Annotated in this window: 15 protein-coding genes; 4 read left to right on the top strand and 11 right to left on the bottom strand. The window is 43.4% G+C overall.

What is annotated here, in order from left to right; all coding sequences use genetic code 11:
- Positions 1–118 precede the first annotated feature (118 nt).
- Both trxB and AACV12_RS07405 read right to left on the bottom strand, forming a co-directional pair.
- Entirely contained in the window at positions 119–1,078 is a 960-nt protein-coding gene (trxB, locus tag AACV12_RS07410; protein ID WP_026027123.1) for a thioredoxin-disulfide reductase, read from the bottom strand.
- 133 nt (positions 1,079–1,211) lie between these two features.
- Entirely contained in the window at positions 1,212–3,242 is a 2,031-nt protein-coding gene (locus AACV12_RS07405) for a GGDEF domain-containing protein (RefSeq protein WP_170899146.1), read from the bottom strand.
- Positions 3,243–3,762: 520 nt separating this feature from the next.
- On the opposite strand from AACV12_RS07405, the gene AACV12_RS07400 reads away from it, so the two are divergent.
- Together AACV12_RS07400 and AACV12_RS07395 are read left to right on the top strand one after the other, a co-directional pair.
- Complete coding sequence (locus AACV12_RS07400) at positions 3,763–4,419, top strand: 2OG-Fe dioxygenase family protein (protein WP_026028039.1); 657 nt, start codon at positions 3,763–3,765, stop codon at positions 4,417–4,419.
- Positions 4,394–5,632: a cysteine desulfurase-like protein gene (locus AACV12_RS07395; RefSeq protein WP_170900109.1), complete on the top strand. Its 1,239-nt coding sequence runs from the start codon at positions 4,394–4,396 to the stop codon at positions 5,630–5,632. The genes AACV12_RS07400 and AACV12_RS07395 overlap by 26 nt, the downstream gene beginning before the upstream one ends.
- Positions 5,633–5,687: 55 nt before the next feature.
- On the opposite strand, the gene AACV12_RS07390 is transcribed toward AACV12_RS07395, so the two are convergent.
- From AACV12_RS07390 to AACV12_RS07380, 3 genes are all read right to left on the bottom strand, one after another.
- Entirely contained in the window at positions 5,688–6,437 is a 750-nt protein-coding gene (locus AACV12_RS07390) for a SanA/YdcF family protein (protein ID WP_026028037.1), read from the bottom strand.
- A complete protein-coding gene (locus tag AACV12_RS07385; RefSeq protein ID WP_017042030.1) occupies positions 6,410–6,733 on the bottom strand; it encodes a DUF3392 domain-containing protein in 324 nt (107 codons plus the stop codon). The genes AACV12_RS07390 and AACV12_RS07385 overlap by 28 nt, the downstream gene beginning before the upstream one ends.
- 62 nt (positions 6,734–6,795) lie before the next feature.
- Positions 6,796–8,484 (bottom strand): NAD-dependent malic enzyme, encoded by a 1,689-nt coding sequence (locus AACV12_RS07380; RefSeq protein ID WP_170900108.1) that lies wholly within the window; start codon positions 8,482–8,484, stop codon positions 6,796–6,798.
- A 438-nt stretch (positions 8,485–8,922) separates the two neighbouring features.
- Here AACV12_RS07380 and AACV12_RS07375 point away from each other — a divergent pair, with 438 nt between their 5' ends.
- Positions 8,923–9,300, top strand: a complete 378-nt coding sequence (locus tag AACV12_RS07375) for a hypothetical protein (protein WP_026028577.1) — start codon at positions 8,923–8,925, stop codon at positions 9,298–9,300.
- 52 nt (positions 9,301–9,352) lie between these two features.
- Here AACV12_RS07375 and AACV12_RS07370 read toward each other — a convergent pair whose 3' ends face one another.
- The 3 genes from AACV12_RS07370 to AACV12_RS07360 form a co-directional block, all read right to left on the bottom strand.
- Positions 9,353–10,456 carry a phosphoribosylaminoimidazolesuccinocarboxamide synthase gene (locus tag AACV12_RS07370; protein WP_170900107.1) on the bottom strand — a complete coding sequence of 368 codons (1,104 nt, stop codon included), beginning with the start codon at positions 10,454–10,456 and terminating at the stop codon, positions 9,353–9,355.
- Between the two features lie 302 nt (positions 10,457–10,758).
- Positions 10,759–12,441: an aspartate:alanine antiporter gene (locus AACV12_RS07365; protein WP_013857120.1), complete on the bottom strand. Its 1,683-nt coding sequence runs from the start codon at positions 12,439–12,441 to the stop codon at positions 10,759–10,761.
- A 185-nt stretch (positions 12,442–12,626) separates the two neighbouring features.
- Positions 12,627–12,893 (bottom strand): GrxA family glutaredoxin, encoded by a 267-nt coding sequence (locus AACV12_RS07360; RefSeq protein WP_010320195.1) that lies wholly within the window; start codon positions 12,891–12,893, stop codon positions 12,627–12,629.
- 294 nt (positions 12,894–13,187) lie between these two features.
- On the opposite strand from AACV12_RS07360, the gene AACV12_RS07355 reads away from it, so the two are divergent.
- Positions 13,188–14,429, top strand: coding sequence for an iron-containing alcohol dehydrogenase (locus tag AACV12_RS07355; protein WP_069211934.1), 1,242 nt, complete (start codon positions 13,188–13,190; stop codon positions 14,427–14,429).
- A gap of 57 nt (positions 14,430–14,486) precedes the next feature.
- On the opposite strand, the gene AACV12_RS07350 is transcribed toward AACV12_RS07355, so the two are convergent.
- The 3 genes from AACV12_RS07350 to AACV12_RS07340 all read right to left on the bottom strand — a co-directional run bounded on the left by AACV12_RS07350 (position 14,487) and on the right by AACV12_RS07340 (position 17,908).
- A complete protein-coding gene (locus AACV12_RS07350; protein WP_010320194.1) occupies positions 14,487–15,341 on the bottom strand; it encodes a MurR/RpiR family transcriptional regulator in 855 nt (284 codons plus the stop codon).
- A gap of 311 nt (positions 15,342–15,652) precedes the next feature.
- Complete coding sequence (gene panP / locus AACV12_RS07345) at positions 15,653–17,296, bottom strand: pyridoxal-dependent aspartate 1-decarboxylase PanP (protein ID WP_088721145.1); 1,644 nt, start codon at positions 17,294–17,296, stop codon at positions 15,653–15,655.
- Positions 17,297–17,395: 99 nt separating this feature from the next.
- Positions 17,396–17,908, bottom strand: a complete 513-nt coding sequence (locus AACV12_RS07340; protein WP_017044636.1) for a hypothetical protein — start codon at positions 17,906–17,908, stop codon at positions 17,396–17,398.
- Between the last annotated feature and the right edge of the window lie 7 nt (positions 17,909–17,915).

Genomic DNA, 17,915 nt, shown 5'->3' with positions numbered 1-17,915 from the left:
TTATTATGTAAACGGAAGGGCGGTAGTATACAAAATAAAGCCCGATGGATATACCACCGGGCTGTAGGGTTTTGTTATAAAACTGGAAAATAACCTTTTGCTTACTTGTCGTTCATGCCTACTTATCGTTCAAGCTATCTAGGTAACGTTCCGCATCTAAGGCGGCCATACAACCCGTTCCTGCCGAAGTGATCGCTTGGCGATAGTTGTGATCCATCACATCACCAGCAGCAAACACACCTTCAATACTAGTTTGAGTTGCATTACCATCAAGGCCAGATCTGACCACGATATAGCCCTCTTTCATCTCTAGCTTACCAGCAAACATGTCGGTATTCGGTTTGTGACCAATCGCGATAAAGACGCCCATCACGTCCAGATCTTCTGTCGTTTCTGATTGGGTGTGTTTCATACGAACACCCGTCACGCCAGTCTCATCACCTAAGACTTCCTCTAAGGTACGGTCAGTGTGTAGCACTATATTGCCGCTTGCGACTTTATCCATCAGACGGTTAATCAGAATTTTTTCTGCGCGGAACGAATCACGGCGGTGGATGAGGTGAACTTGTGCCGCAATATTAGATAGATAAAGCGCTTCTTCCACAGCGGTATTGCCGCCACCTACAACGGCCACTTTTTGGTTACGATAGAAAAAACCATCGCAAGTAGCACAAGCGGAAACTCCTCGTCCTTTAAAGGCTTCTTCTGAATCTAAACCTAGGTAACGTGCGGATGCACCTGTTGAAATGATCAGAGCATCGCAGCTATATTCTGCACTATCGCCTTTAAGGCGGAATGGCCGCTGTGAAAAATCAACTTCATTAATATGATCAAACACAATCTCAGTTTCGAAGCGCTCTGCATGCTCTTTCATTCGCTCCATTAAAGCAGGGCCCGTGAGGCCTTCGGCGTCTCCTGGCCAGTTTTCTACTTCTGTAGTGGTCGTTAACTGACCACCTTGCTGCATACCGGTAACGAGAACTGGATTAAGGTTAGCGCGAGCTGCGTAAACGGCTGCCGTATAACCAGCCGGGCCTGAACCAAGAATAAGAAGTTTGCAATGTTTCACGTTGCTCATGGGGACTCCAGTATCGAAAATGCTCGAAAATTTAACACGATTGTAGGGAATATCTCGAGTCAATTAAAGCGATTACATGGGCTAGCTTAGAAATAATCGTTATATAGCCAAACTAAGCAATGATGGGACTTGGCTAATAAGTCAGCCAACGTGTTTTTAAGCAATTTCGGCCGCTGGCTTTAGCCGCATAAAGCAGTTGGTCGACTTCTTCACACAATGCTTGGAGGTCTAAATCCGTATTCGTTGCGGTCAACACGCCAAAACTCGAAGTGACGGATACCGATTCTCGTGATTCGGTTACAAAATGGTGATCTTCAATTTTTCGGCGCAAGGTTTCGGCAATTTCGCTAGCGATGCTTAAGTCAGTGTCGGGTAGTAAGATGAGAAACTCTTCCCCACCGTAGCGAGCGACAACATCGGAAGAGCGTACCGATGACTTAAAGATAGCCGCAATTTCCACTAATACTTGATCGCCGAAGGCGTGACCATAAGTGTCATTAATGACTTTAAAATAATCAATATCGGTCAAAATAAGGCTAATCGGTTTTGCATCTTCATTATGTTGGATTTGTTCGTCTAATTGCGCTGAGTCGAATGGTTCGGCGTTTTTTTTAGGTGAAGATTGACCTTTGAACCAAGTTTGTTGCCACATCAAAATCCGTTGTGCGAGTTTAATAAGCGCTTCGCTACTATTTTGGTAAGATTTGGATTGATGTTTTGCAAATCGTTCTTCCATGTAGCGTCGATTATACAAGCCAGTCAAGGTGTCCGTTTTGGCAAGCATGCCCATTTTGATGCGAGAGCGGTTGGCCCAGATAAATATGACCAATAATCCGATTAATGCAAGAGCAAGGAAAAAGACAATTTCACCTAATAGATGAAACGTTTTCTGATGGTTTTCAATTTCTAGCTTTTGAAGCACGTTGTTCCAGTTTAGATCCTGATTTTCATATTGTAGACGCTCAAGATCAAACAACATTTGTTGTCTCTGTAAGTTCTCTATCTGTTCAACATTGCGAAGTGTGAGCGATCGTAAATGATAAAAATCATAAGTTTCATAGGCTTGTTTGTAGTTATTTTGCCCAGCATAAGCCTGTGCTGCCACTTTTAACAACTCTATCTGTTGAATAAGTAGATTTGATCTTTGTTTGATATGCGCAATGAGTGGTTCTACAAATTCAATCACTTCACCGTAGCGTTTTTGTTCCAATAGATCTTGTGTTTGTAATAGCTGAAAAGTGGCAAGGTAGCCTGGTTGGCTTTCTCTGTACTGCAGTTCCTCTGCTTTTTTCAAGAAAAAGCGCATTTGATCTCGGTTGTTAGTATCTCGATAAAGCCGTGCAAGTTCGATGTTAATACGAAAGCGATGTCGCCCGTCACCCAGTATTTGTGCCAGCTTGAGTGCGGTTTTATAGGTTTCGATCGCCGCCGTGATTTGATTACGTGACTCTTGCAACTTAGAGATGTCGAGTAAGCTAACCAATTGGCTATAAGACATTTTACGCTGCTTGAAGTAACTGTAGGAATTTTCAAGTAACAGTTGTGAACGATCAAAATCTTGTAGCTGAACCAGTATTTGACCTAGACCGTGAGATATTCTCTCCATTAACTCTTTGTTATCAATGGATTTTGCTGTATCAATTGAGGTCATTATTGCGGCGTACGATTTTTTAAACTCGCCTTGTTCTTGGTAATAGAGACTTTTAGCTAGTAATACTTCTGATTCGATTTGTGCATTGTGATCGTTTCCTGCTTCAACTAACAGTGCGTCAAGTTTCGGCAACACGTCGACTTTTTGGTGCCGTAAAGCTTGAATCTCTCTTAGTTTGAGAGTGAGCGTTTCAACGTTGGTGTGTTCTGTTCGCTTTAATCCTAATTGTGCCGCTTCTAAGCTCCTATCATATTCCTCTAGTAGCCCATATACAGTGGCTTTGGCCAAATAGTAACGTACAACGAGAGCGGAAGGCTGTGACAATATGATGTAGTCTTCTTCTAGTTCACTAATTTGTGCTTTTGCCTTGATCGGTAGTGAATAGGTGATCTGCTCAATGCCCTCCAATGCTTGGAGAAATTTATCTTTAGGATCCATAGCCGCATAGGCATTGATTACACTGAAACCTAATGCGATGAAAGTCCACAGTGTGACTTTAATACTAGAGTTCACGAGTTGAGGATCTCCTTATCAGCTGAGCGATGTTTCAACTAAGTCTTAATAGTCAAATATATCAATTAGTTTGATGATCTAGTATTAACTTTAGTCTAATTTTTGGCATGGCTTACTACTTAAATGGTGCTAATTTCGAGTTAATGAGATGCTATATGGCTCATGGATTAATACTTGCTAAATTTAGTCGAATCGAGCTGATAAATTAGTTACTGATATTTCCTTTAAACCCGCCCATGGTCTACATACCATTCCTACATCATCCTAATGTTGGTAATTCATTGTTTTTAAAAGCTTATTAACCTTGAAGTAGTGAGCTTGTCTAAAAATCGCTATGTGTCATGCTCGCTATTGGATGTTAATTCTTATTTTTGTGATTATTTAAGTATTAAATTTTATATTACTAGTCACATACAGATATAACATTCATTTTTACTTGAATGTGCAATATTAGTGCGTATCCTTAATATAAATTAATTGTTAACTTAATGTGTCCAATCATTTAATTAAGGAGCTGGTGATGTTAGCTGTACACGAAAACACTTTACAGATTACGCAATTAAGTCAAAAAGCGATTCAACAACTTGCTCCCTCCTTTGCGCAATTACCACATACGGAGCATGCTGATGGTCAGTATCGTTTACGGCGCTACTCTGTGGTTCAATTTAACAAAGGGAAAGTCGAGGCGTTGGACAAGCATGACTTTATGCAAACCGATCAAATCAATCATTTTCAAGGCAACATTAAGCGTCATTTCGATCCTATTTTACCCTCTACGTTACAAAGTGAGGGGATGAGAGAAGTGTGCGAGGTGTTTGTGAGTACGAATGGTCTGCCTAATGGGCAAGAGATTGAAATCCATCAGATCCGAATTGCTGCTGTGTTTGATGAGACGCAAGTCGCGCCAGAAGGTGTCCATCAAGATGGTTTTGATCATATTGCGTTGGTGGGGGTGAATCGCCACAACATCGTCGGCGGTGAAATTATGCTGTATCAAGACTGCCATGAAGCCCCTTTCTTTCGGAAAGTGTTAGAAAATGGTGAGATTGCGATGCTCGCGGACAGTAAGTTATGGCATAACGCTTGTCCTATTCGCTCAATTGAGCATGGGCAAGAAGGTCATATGGATGTTTTTGTATTAACCGCTAAGGATGGCCGAAATGATCTTCACTCCTGAAAAAGCGCGTACCCAGTTTAGTGCTTTGTCGCAAAAATATCATGGTAAGTCAGTGAGTTTCTTAGATGGTCCAGGTGGCTCGCAAGTACCTAAGTCGGTAATAGAAAAAATGAGTGAATATCTGGGCCATTTTAACTCTAATTTGGGCGGACACTATTTTTCAAGCCAAATCACCACTGATTTAATGCAGCAGGCTCGTGAGTCGGTGCAAGCGCTTCTGAACGCTGAGTCATCAGGAAATATTGTATTTGGCGCGAATATGACCTCGTTGACTTTTCAGCTAAGTCGAGCCATTAGCCGAGATTGGCAAGCGGGCGATGAAGTGATTGTTACTGCGCTTGACCATTACTCCAATGTCTCCAGTTGGCAGCAAGCGGCGCAGGATAAGCACGTTACAGTGCACCAGGTAAAGGTGAACCAACAAGATTGTACTTTGGATATTGAGCACTTACTGTCATTGCTCAATCCTAAAACAAAGCTGGTCGCGGTCACTTATGCTTCGAATACCACAGGATCTATTGTCGATGTTAAACGCATTGTGGATGCGGCGCATCAAGTCGGCGCGATGGTGTATGTGGATGCCGTTCACTATGCTCCGCACCATTTAATTGATGTACAAGAATTGGGCTGTGATTTTTTAACCTGTTCGGCATATAAGTTTTTTGGTCCACACGTTGGTATCGCTTATATCGCTTCGCAGTGGTTACATGCACTTAAACCCTACAAAGTTGAACCTGCAACCAATATTGGTCCGGGACGTTTTGAAACCGGTACGCAGAGTTTTGAAGGTTTGGCAGGCGTGATTGCTGCAGTGGAATATTTGGCGCAATGGGGAGACGCGAGTGGCTCATTAAGAGAGCGTTTGATCGATAGTTTCATTCAATACAACCAGCATGAACGCCAATTGAGTGAGTATTTTCTGTATAAACTTAAAGGATTGAGTTCGGCTAAGCTCTATGGCCTGACCAAGGCTAACAGTGAGCTACGCACACCGACCTTTGCCATTCGCTTAGCTAATCACCACCCAGAATTTGTGGCCAAAACATTGGGTGAGCATAATATTTGTGTGTGGAATGGGCATTTCTATGCGCTTGGTTTAGTGCGTCAGTTAGATCTTGAAAACAGTGGTGGAGTTGTCCGTATCGGTTTTATGCACTACAACACGCGCAGTGAAATTGACGCTTTGTTTGATGTCTTATCCACATTAGCGTAACCAAAGTGGCCCGGAAATCTGTCGAAGGAAAGGTTTCTGGGGCGCAGTGCCTCTTTTAGCTTTCATCTTCGGTTGGCTCTAAGGGTAACTCTTCGATCACAATTGGCTCTTTGGGACCTAAAAATTTAGGTTGAGTATTCGTGATATAGAGATCTAAAAATGCTTTCGTACGAGCAAAGACCTCACGCAGCCTCACTTTAAAACCAGAACGAGTTGTTGGCCCTGCAACCGCTAAACACTGAGCATTAATGTTATGGTAGTTGGCAATAAAGAGTGCTCGCTCACAATGAAATTGTTGAGAAATGATCAAAAAATTGTCGGTTTCGAAGATGCGTTTTGCGCGAACAATGGAGTCCAAAGTACGAAACCCTGCATAATCTAAGTAAATATGTTCGCTCGGGATCCCAGCGCGCAGCAGATCGCGTTTCATCGTCCACGGTTCATTGTACGAACGGTGAGCATTATCACCACTGAGTAAAAACCCTTTTACCTTGCCTTGCTCATACAAAGCGATCGCGGCTTCAATTCGGTGGGTATAGTAGTCATTGAGCGTTTTACCCAAGTACTTACTGGTTCCAAGTACAACAGCGACTTGGAATTGACCGACTTGATTTTGCTCGGTGACGATTTGTTTTTCGGCTTGCCAACTGACCCAGCGATCAATGCCAAGCACAAAAAGGCTTGAAATGAACAACAGTACAGACACGTAGCGAAGCAGCGTGTGAACCCGCTTTTTCCAAACAGGGCGAGAGTGATTTGAAGATGAAAATTTTAACACTAAATTTGACGGTTCCTTTGTGCCCAGATCCCGATAGCAATAAAGCAGAGCATAATAATGCTAAACATCATGCCTGATTCTAACTGCGAAAGTGTCCGAGCAAGGTAAGGGCTCGCTTTGATGATCACCAAACCGTAGCCGAAAGCGTTAATCAATATAAACGTAAATGTGCGAACGACAAAGTGTTGGTTGCGCATTAGCTTGCGCATCGCGGCGTTAATCTCTCCACCGAGCATCACGAGCAAACAAGCGATCAATGCAGTTGATATCTCCGTTAAATACGGTGATAAGTAATGCCCTGCGGGCGCTAAAAAGTTCATCATATTGACTCACAGAAAAAGCCCCTAAACATCAGCCGAAGCTTAGGGGACAGCAGAGTAGTAGCTTAGAAAGCAGTGCGTTTGTAGCGGCGGTATACTGGCTGCCAAAAATGCTGCTCAATAGCGGTTTCTAACACATCATCTGGGATCTCCAGTGCAACGCCTTGCTCAATTGCTTTTTTCGCTACCGCAAACGCAATTTTCTTGGAAACGGAGTGAATGGCTTCCAGTGGTGGAAGTAACGCACCATGCCCATTAAGCGCCAGAGGTGAACAGTTGGCGAGTGCGCGGCTTGATTCCATCAGCATCTCATCAGTAACTCGACGCGCATTGACCGCCAGTACGCCTAAGCCGATACCAGGGAAAATATAGCTATTGTTGCATTGTGCAATTGGGTAGGTTTTACCGTTATGCAACACGGGAGCGAACGGGCTGCCTGTGGCGACGAGTGCTTCACCGTTGGTCCAACGGATAATGTCATTGGGCGTCGCTTCAACACGGCTGGTTGGGTTCGATAGTGGGAAAATAATCGGGCGTGGGCAGTGTTTATGCATCTCAGTGATAATCTCTTCACTGAATAATCCCGGAGCCCCAGAAACACCGACCAACACCGTTGGCTTGCCATTTTTCATTACTTCCAATAATGAGAAACCATTACCTTCTGTGTTCCAATCATGCGTGTCTTTGTTTTTTTGCACGAGGCGCTGTTGGAAATCAAGTAGGTTAGGCATTCCTTCTTGCAGCAGACCCCAGCGGTCAACCATATAGACTTGAGAACGAGCTTGAGTATCTGAAATACCTTCTGACACCATTTGCGCGATGATTGCTTCGGCAATACCACAGCCTGCAGAGCCCGCACCAAGAAAAGCGATACGCTGCTCGGAGAGTTGACTGCCCGCGGCTTTGCATGCGGCCAATAGCGAACCTACAGTCACCGCCGCAGTGCCTTGAATGTCATCGTTAAAACAACAAATACGGTTTTTATAACGCTCTAATAGTGGCATTGCGTTCTTTTGTGCAAAATCTTCAAATTGGATCAGTGCATCAGGCCAGCGACGTTGCACCGCTTGGATGAACTCTTCTACAAATGCATCATATTCAGCCCCGGTAATCCGAGGGTGACGCCAGCCCATGTACATCGGGTCAGCCAAGCGCTGTGGGTTATTGGTTCCAACATCGAGCACGACCGGTAAAGTATAAGCAGGGCTAATACCACCACATGCGGTATAAAGTGCCAGTTTGCCGATAGGAATACCCATGCCACCAATTCCTTGGTCACCCAAGCCGAGAATGCGTTCACCATCGGTCACTACGATAACTTTTACGTTATGGTTCGCTGCATTATTAAGTAAGTCATCGATGCGATCTCGATTCGGAAAGGAAATGAACAGACCGCGGCCGCGACGATAAATATTTGAAAAGTTTTCACACGCGGCACCCACCGTTGGCGTGTAGATGATGGGCATCATCTCAGTGATGTGGTTTTGTACTAAACGATAGAATAGGGTTTCGTTGGTATCTTGAATATTACGCAGATAGATATGCTTATCCATATCACTTTCAAAGCTGCAGTATTGTTGGTATGCGCGAACAACTTGTTCTTGTATCGTTTCCGTTGTTTCAGGAAGCAGGCCTTCTAAGTTGAAGGAACTGCGCTCTTCAGCACAAAATGCACTGCCTTTATTGAGCAAAGGCGTGCTGAGTAGAGCGGGGCCCGCATAGGGAATATAAAGAGGGCGTTTATCATTATTCATTGTCGGCCTATTTTAGGGTAGAAGGGAACTCAAAAATGATAACGGTTTACTCATGAGATTGTAAATAGACGAGCGGCGACACATGGCACAGAATACTGAAGAATGCCGATAAAAACGGTAGAATTCTCCGTGTTAATTGCTGAGGGCACCAATGTACACATTTTTGTCTATTGGTCTCCTTAAGCAGAGATTTCAAAAGTAGTGTTGAGCGATGATCACTTTAAGTGATAAAGCGACTTTTTGTTCACGGTTTGAAATATTAATCAATCAGACACATATGTCAGTAAGTCTGTTTATGCCTTGTTACAAACCTGGTTTTGATATAGCCAATCCATTCGGTTTTAAGGCATAAAAGACTGTTTTTTTATATCCTATTGCTATATGAACAATCATGGATGATATTGAGTACAGTGTGCTGCCAATTTGTCGGGGGACAAAATGAATACACAAGAAAGGAGACGGGTGGTGTTTGATTACACTACATTTCTTGGCGCGTCATGTAATAAGAAATGGACATTCCTCGAAGCCATGACGTCATTTGCACCGATTTTTGGTACGGTATGGAAAGACAGCATTAAAGAATTATCAAGCCCAGAGGATCGCCTATGGGAAATGGCGTTGAAGTCGTTATCAACACGCCGTAGTGATGAAGCGAATTTAATTTCACTGGTGAGATTGGCGAAATTAGAGGGGATTGAAGAGCTAAAATTAGTGATGCCGTATGCGTTGGATTCTGAACAGATCCAATTGATTCAAAATAAAAGCCAATCTTTGATAAAAAATACAAAACCAGACGAATTTATTATCACCCTGTAAGGGGATAAACAGATAACGGGGCATATTTAATGTCCCGTTATTGTTTTGAGTACTAGTCAATCAAGCCATATTGAGAACGCAGGATCGTAATGATCTCTTGCTTTGGGTTTTGGCTTAATACGATCGGTTGGCCAACAATTTTCTCTGCAATCGCAAGATAGGTGTTGGAAATATCCATTAATGCAGCCAAAGGCAGCGCATTATCACGTGCAAGCGCTTCTCGCTCAGCCATCCGTTCTTTGTTGAGTAAAATATCTGGGTCAGAGAAGTAGTTGAGCAAGAATTGACGAAAACCCTCTTTCGAATTTTCCACAATACGTCCTTGCTGATAGGAAGCGCTGTCCCAGATGCGAGAAGAGTCCGGCGTACCCACTTCATCCATATAAATGAGTTTCTCAACGCCGTTGGCATCGGTGACATAACCAAACTCAAACTTGGTATCGACGAAAATTTGCTCTACTTGGCAGAGTGCATGGCTAATGACGCTGAAGCCTTCTTTTAATAGCTTTTCGTACAAGGCAATATCTTCGACACGACTGAAGTTAAAAGCGGCAAAATTCTCTTCAATATTATGACGTGAGATATTGACATCATCGGCTTCTGGAACACCGGGAATGCCTTTTAAGATGCCTTTGGTTGATGGTGTAATGAGCAGTTCTGGCAGTTTTTTATCTTTCTGCAAGCTTTCTGGTAATTGAATACCACAAAAATCTCGTTCACCTTTTTCGTAAGCACGCCACATTGAACCGGTAATATACTGGCGACAAATCGCTTCAATTTTGATTGGCTTGGCTTTTTGCACAATCCATACAAAAGGATGGGGAATATCTAAAATATGGCTATCGGCTAACCCGCTCTCTTGAAATAGCTTAAACCAGTGGTTTGAAATCGCGTTCAATGCCGCGCCCTTACCCGGTACACCTTTGATGCCACCTTCGGCATGCCAGATACAATCAAAAGCAGAAATACGGTCACTGATTACCATAATGGCTAAAGGTGCATCAGGAGCAACGTTGTAACCTTTTTCTTTGATCAAACGCTGGCTATCTTCTGGAGTTAGCCAATAAACAGAGCGAACTTTGCCGCTATGAACAGGTTGGTGAGTGCGAATTGGGAGGTCGTCATTGACGGCAAGGATTTGATCAGCAAGGCTCATTTAGACATTCCTATCTTTTTCAAACGTCATACAGAGAAGATATCGCTTAGCTCAACGCTAGTAAGGATATCGATAAACTGTGCGCATCATACCAGAACTATTTTCTGCTGCCAGATAAAAAGCAAACGATTGCCTTTCGTTTGGAAAATTAAGCAGTGGTGAGTTGAATTCAGGAGAAAAGATGCAGTTCTGAGCCGATAAAGCGGCAAACATTGAGATAAAAGCGAAGTAAATAGAGGGGCGATGGCTCGCCAAAAGCCACACATGTGACTTTGGGCGAGTAGCACTGAGGATTATTAGGTTTAGCTGAGTAAAATTAAAATAGTTCCTGTCAGTGTCATCAGTATATTGGCGATAGCATAGGTGCCGGCATAACCCAATGCGGGAATGGTCGATTTTGCGTAGTCGTTAACGATATCCATCGCTGGTGCGCAAGTTCGTGCACCGATAATCGCACCAAATAGAAGCGCGCGGTTCATTTTCAAAATGTACGCACCGACCAAATAGGCAAAGACGACTGGCACCACGCTGACTAAAAATGCAAGGCCGATCACTTGTACGCCCACTTCTGAGAGGTGCTGGAACATTTTCCCGCCAGCACTTAAGCCAATGCCTACCATAAAGAACATCAAACCTAGGTCTTTCACCATATTTAATGCCCCTTGCGGTACATAGCCGAAAGTGGGGTGATTGGCTCGTAAAAAGCCAAGCATAATACCAGAAAGCAGTAGCCCAACCGCGTTGCCTAAACCGAAGGAGACTTGTCCAAAGGTCATGGTGATCAAACCAAACAAAATGCCGAGAATAAAGAAGCTACAAAAGGCGAGTAAATCGGCCATTTGACTATGGATAGAGATGAAACCGATTTTATCGGCCAAGCCTTGAACACGGCTTTTTTCACCACTGACTTGCAATACATCGCCTTTGGCAAGCACAATGTCTAAGTCCATTGGCATTTCAATTTGTGCGCGTATCACTCGGTTCAGGAAACAACCATATTCGGATAAATTCAGATCCGATAGGCGTTTACCGGCAATACTGTCACTTTTTACGACGATTTCCTCTTCAGAGATGCGCAAATCAAGTAAGTTGCGATCAAACACCTCTTTGCCATTTCGAAAGCTAGGGTCTAGCCTTGCATGGCTGTCAGGGAAGCCAACCAGTGCAATTTCATCCCCTTCTTGCAAGATGGCGTCACCGTCAGGATGGGCAAGAATACCATTCCGTCGAATGCGTTCAATATAACAACCCGTTTGACGATAAATACCAAGCTCACGTAAATTGCGCCCATCAATCCAGTTGATCAACTCTTGACCAACACGATAGGCACGGATGATGGGTAAATAGACTTTGCGTTGACCGCTGCCACCCAAACCACGCTCTTGAGCAATCTGTTGAGCAGAATCAGAGAGGTTTTGTTTTTGCAACTTAGGCAGTAACTTGGCAAACATGATCATACTGATAAGACCAATTAAATAAGCCATCGCATAACCCACCGAAACATTATCTAAAATAAGGGATAAATCCATATTTCTTGGAATGGTGGCTAGCCCGGAGTTTAACGCATCTTGTGCGCCTACTAATACGGGGGTGGAGGTTAATGCGCCTGCCATCATACCAGCAGCTAAGCCAAAATCGAGGCCGAGATAATAACTGCCAAAATAGGTGATCCAAGTGGCGGTAATGAGCACCACTAAACTTAAGATGAGATAATGTTTTCCGTCACGGAAAAATATGCCAAAAAAGTTAGGGCCAGCTTCAATGCCGACACAATAGATGAACAGCATGAAACCTATGGTTAAGGCTTCAGCATTGAAGGAAAAACCAAGGTGCCCCATGATGAGTGATGTAATTAACACCCCAATAGAGTTGCCCAGTTGTAAGCTACCAAAACGAATTTTGCCAAAACCAAGGCCAATCGCTAAGACAACAAAAATAAGAAGAATAGGGTTCTGATCAAGCAAAAGTACGACGTCGATATTCACGGCTCAACTCGTTATGTGTGCCAAGTGGGGTAGGTAAAGTGTGGGAATTGTATCTGAATATTGCAAAAAGATAAGTGAAATTTGTGACAATTGACATTTCATTGACCTAATTTGAGAGAAAGAGCCATTTATCTATAAATAGCAAAAACCCGCTAAAAATCAGCGGGTTTTTATGTTTCTTGGTTTTATTCGTCGAATAAGCCTAAATGTTCTTTCGCATAAGCTTCAAAATCAGTGCAACCACCGATGTGTTCTTGATCAATAAAGATTTGTGGCACAGTTTCAACTGGTTTACCCACTGTCTTTTCTAAATCAGCTTTGCTGATGCCTTCCGCGTGAATATCGACATAACGATAGTTAAAATCATCGCGTTTTAATTTCAATGTTTCAGCGTGTTCTTTTGCGCGAACACAGTAGGGGCAACCAGGGCGGCCAAAAATAACAACGAACATAGCTTTCTCCTTCATTCTTGTTGCATGCAACTATGCCCGATTCAAGGTCGGAAATAAAGTGGCATTCACCAGTTACTTCAATAGGTAAAAGCTATTGCTTATTCCTTAATCAAAGCAAGCTTACCTCTCGATGGTGTTGGGAATAGATCAATAATGGCTTGGCTGTGACATGCCGCATAAACTTGTGTTTTTTATGTGGTTATTTGCTCCACATTGCACTGCATCAAAAAATTTTTTTAACGATAGGTGCACTCTAAACAGAGCTAATCTAGATGAGAGAAAAGGGAGTTATTCATGTTCCAATTTATGACGGCGACACGGATCATTTTTGGAGAAGGAGCGTTATTGAATTCACTTTCTGTTCTCAACCAATATGGTTATAGCGTACTGCTGGTTTCGGGAAAAGAACAACAACGAGCTTCCCCTATTGTTCAATACCTGAAAATGCAGAATATGCGCTATCAGCATGTAGCTATTGTTGGTGAACCTAATATTACCATGGTGGAGGAAACGGCCATTTTAGGCCGACGTTTTCAACCGGACATGGTCGTTGCTATTGGTGGCGGTAGTGTGATTGATATGGGCAAGGCACTCGCGGCAATCATTCCTAACCAAGGTAACGTTTATGATTATGTGGAAGTGGTTGGCCGAAATGTGCCGTTAAAGACAAAACCGCTGCCATTTATTGCTATTCCAACCACCGCCAGTACTGGATCCGAAGTCACGCGTAATGCTGTGTTGAAATCGGGACAAGACAAAGTAAAAGTAAGCTTGCGCAGCCCAGATATGCTGGCAGATGTTGCGATTGTTGACCCCACGTTGACCTATGGTACCGACAGTTACACATCTGGCAGAGGCGCAATGGATGCTTTTACGCATTTAATGGAAGCCTATGTGTGTGGTGAACCCAATCCACTCACCGATATGGTGTGTGAAGAGGGGCTGCGCAAACTCAGTCGTTCTATATTGCCAGCGTGTCGAAAAGATGATCATAAAGCGCGAGCGGATCTCTCTTTTGCAGCAATGCTTGGAGGAATGGCAATTACCAATGCAAAGCTTGGCGCTGCACATGGCTTGGCATCGGCATTGGGAGGGAAACTTGATGCTCCACACAGCGTGATCACGGCGCGTTTGGCCCCTCATGTTATGCGAGAAAACATTCGATCAGCGCAAAAAGCAGGGCGAAATGATGTACTTACACGTTATAAAAAAATCGCTCAAATCGTGACTGGCAGAACAAATGTTCACGTTGAAGATGGCGTGCTGTGGGTGAAAATGATGTTAGATAAGTTGCAACTGCCTAAACTCAACCAGTTTGGTGTGTGCAATACCTCGTTTGATCGCGTGGCGTTAGATGCTTTAAAGTCGGTCGCGATTAAAGGTAACCCTTTGCCTTTAACACAAGAAAGGTTAATCCATATATTAAATCAAGTTTGCGAGTGCCAAGGTGAGTGTGAGGAGTGGCAACCGAATTCATCCAATCAGGTAGAAGTTAGGCATGATCCAGTCGCGCCTGAAAGTAGCAAGCAAAGTTGATAAAAAAACGGAGCAATTGAGCTCCGTTCTAACGATTATTTTAGGATCGCGATTATCTTAGAACTGTGACAGCTTATCGTAGCGCGAGTCTTTTAGTACATCCTTGACGCGTTTAAGATTTTCACGAAAACCAGAGCCACGGCGCAGGGTGAAACCAGTAGCCAGTACATCAATTACCGTCATTTGCACCACACGGCTTGCCATGGGCATATAGACGTCAGTATCTTCAGGTACGTCAAGAGAGATCGACAACGAGCTTGCTTTGTCCAGCGGTGAATCTTTTGCCGTAATCGCAATGACAGTCGCACCATTTTCGCGCGCAAGATTGGCGATTTCCACTTGGCTTTTAGTACGACCTGTATGCGAAATTAAAACAATTACGTCATTATCGGTACAGTTGATACAACTCATGCGTTGCATCACGATATCTTCAAAGCAAGTGATCGGAATGTTAAAGCGAATAAATTTGTTTTGGGCATCTTTTGCTACAGCAGAAGATGCTCCTAAACCGAAGAAAGAGATCCGTTTTGCTTGTGTGAGTAAGTCAACTGCACGGTTAATTTGCATTGGATCCAAGCTGTTTTTAGCCACATCCAAACACGCCATAGTCGATTCGAAAATCTTATGGGTGTAGGCGTCTGGACCATCATCTTCTTCAACATTTCGGTTTACATACGGAGTTCCGTTAGCAAGGCTTTGCGCTAAATGAAGCTTAAAGTCGGGAAAGCCTTTGGTGTCGAGTCGTCGACAAAAGCGGTTTACCGTTGGTTCACTGACATCGGCCATTTTGGCGAGCGTCGCAATACTTGAGTGAATCGCGGTTTGGGGCGAAGCCATAATTACTTCGGCGACTTTACGTTCCGACTTGCTAAAGTTTTCCAGATTTTTTTGAATTTTTTCTAATGTATTCATAGTGTTCACGCGGGCGAAGAGAACAACTCGTTGGTTTTACCCGGTCGCCCTTTGGGGGGATTGGAAATAACACATTTCCAAAAAGGTAAGTTAAACCAACGCCATGCAATGAGTATAAACCTAGGATGTAGATTTCCGTAACAATTCAAGTTAACAATTGATGAGAACATGACAAGCCTCAAACAAAATTTCATGAAAACTACAGAATTTAGATTTAAATCGATGATTAATGGAAATTTCTAGCTCATTAATGATGTATTAGTTACAGCAAAAAGAAATAAATTTTCAATTCGCTGTAACTTATAGGGATTCTAGCTGATGATTCTTTGAGCAAGCCGCTCAATTTTGGCCATCAAATTAGGGGCTAGCGTGGCAATATGTCGTTGCTCATCTAATATCGAATGCAAGATAGCATGTGTCGTTAGCGGGTTGGCTAGTACCACGCGGAATACGATGGTATCAAGCTTGTCCCAGCGTTCTGGGTTTAAACGGGTTCGAGAGACAAATGAACGCCCCGTTTCCCTTTGTTTTTTCTGCACAAACTGGGTGATTTCATTTAGCAACTCGTTCAGTTCTGCTTTTTGATTGGGCAAGGCTTGTTGCAGTGCTTGGCGAACAAAAGCAGGAATATAACGATAAGTTAAAAGACACAGTTCGGGTTCAGAAATCAGCTCAAAGTCGTCTTGTTCTTTAATTAGATCGGCGAAATAGCGAGCTTTAGCTAGGCTTTGGTCAATCAATAATTCGTAGCCAGGGCGACTAATAATGTGCATGCTAGCGTACACCAACATGGCCATACCTGAACGAGAACCTTCTAACGTATGGCTGCCTAGATCTTTTGAACCTTTCCGCAAAATATACTGCGCATGGTGCTCAATTGAATGCATAGCATCAGGCTTTTTGAATAGTACCATGCCTGCACCCATAGGGATGTAGAGCTGTTTATGTGCATCAATTGTGACGGAGTCAGCCAACTCAATACCATTGAGTAAGTGTCGGTGATTATTCGACATTAATGTTGCACCGCCCCAAGCGGCGTCTACGTGAAAATGACAACCTTCTTGCTGGCAAATATTGGCGATATCTCTTAAGGGATCAATGTTGCCCGTTTCTGTTGTTCCGGCGACGCCAACAACCGCAAAAGGTTTAATTTTCTGGCTTTTTAGGTGTGCCATTTTGGCTTTCAAATCTTGTGGGCATAAGCGGTTGTTGTGGTCGGTTTTTACACAAACCAAGCCTTCTTGGCCGATACCCAATACGTCAGCGGCTTTCTTTAAAGAGTAATGGCCACGATCAGACACTAAAATGGCTAACCCGTGGTAACCATAATGACGCATGGCTTTAAACAGCCCCTCTTTTTCGACGCCTTGAAAATCACCATCGGCTTTCAAAGCATTATTACGAGCCACCCACAATGCCGTGATATTGGCAATTGTTCCGCCAGAGCAAAATGCACCGAGCGAATGATTAGCGCTATGCATCCATTGGCTGTAAAAAGCGTCGTTTTTTTGATAGATCAAACGATGCAACATACCCAAAACCTGCCGTTCTAGCGGTGTAAACGCTTTTGACGTTTCAATTTTGACTAAGTTTTGATTCAGCGCAATCATGATCTTTGATAACGGCATCAAGAAATATGGCAGTGCAGATGTCATATGACCAATAAAGCTAGGAGCCGAGGTATGCACTGAATGAGCGACTAAATTATCCAACAAATGCTGAGTATGTTCTGAAACGAACTCCGGTGACTCTGGAATTTGCGGATTAGAGAAATCTTTTTCGATCTCTTTGAGTGGTTTTTCTTCAGCGACAATATGTTCACGCAAGAAGAGGTTCAAATTGCGCGATAGCTCTTGGTCTATTTTTGTCAGTGTTGAGTCGGGGCCTTCGGGCACAGTGAAGATCCGTAACAAGCTCTCGAAACTCACATTTGCAGTTTTTTGTTCTGATACCATACAGCTTCGTTATTTTGATTTTATGGAATGCGAGCGGCACAATCTAAACGAAAACGGGACAGTTGTCCCGTCTTAATTCGGCTAGAGTAGAGGCGGCGACTAGTTACAGACTTTCTTTTCGATCAAGGCGATGGCATCGTTATATTTATTCAACGCAGCTTCGATCTGCTTCGGATGACTGAGCAATTCGGCTAAAGCTGAACGTAATTCATAGTTTTTTTCGTTAGGCTTTGCTTGGCGATCTTCATAGGTGATTTTAGCAATGTGGCCGAGATCATCACTGCGTGAGGCCAATACTTTAATGTCGTGCTGTTCTAGTTTTAACCAAGCTTCTACAGGTTGCGAGGTGGCGACTTTAGAAGGATCGTTGCTCAGGTAATAGTGGACTGCCGCACGGCTTAATTCAAAGTGATGCTGGCGTCCTTGCAGAAACCATTGGCTAACTTCAGTAAGTTCAGGATATTGCGCGGTCGTTAAGTCTGCGAGATCACTATACCAATGGAGAGACGCGTCGACATAAGCGTCATATTTTTCGGATAAGCATTGGTTATCAGCAGCGAGAGCAACATTCGCTGAAGTTGAGAGTAGTAGGGCAACGATAACACGTTTCATAAATCTT

Origin of the sequence: Vibrio sp. 2-2(8), assembly GCF_963888495.1 — a bacterium.
Classification (GTDB): domain Bacteria; phylum Pseudomonadota; class Gammaproteobacteria; order Enterobacterales; family Vibrionaceae; genus Vibrio; species Vibrio anguillarum.
Note: the sequence above shows the minus strand (reverse complement) of the source record. Positions and strands in the feature narration are given on the sequence as shown.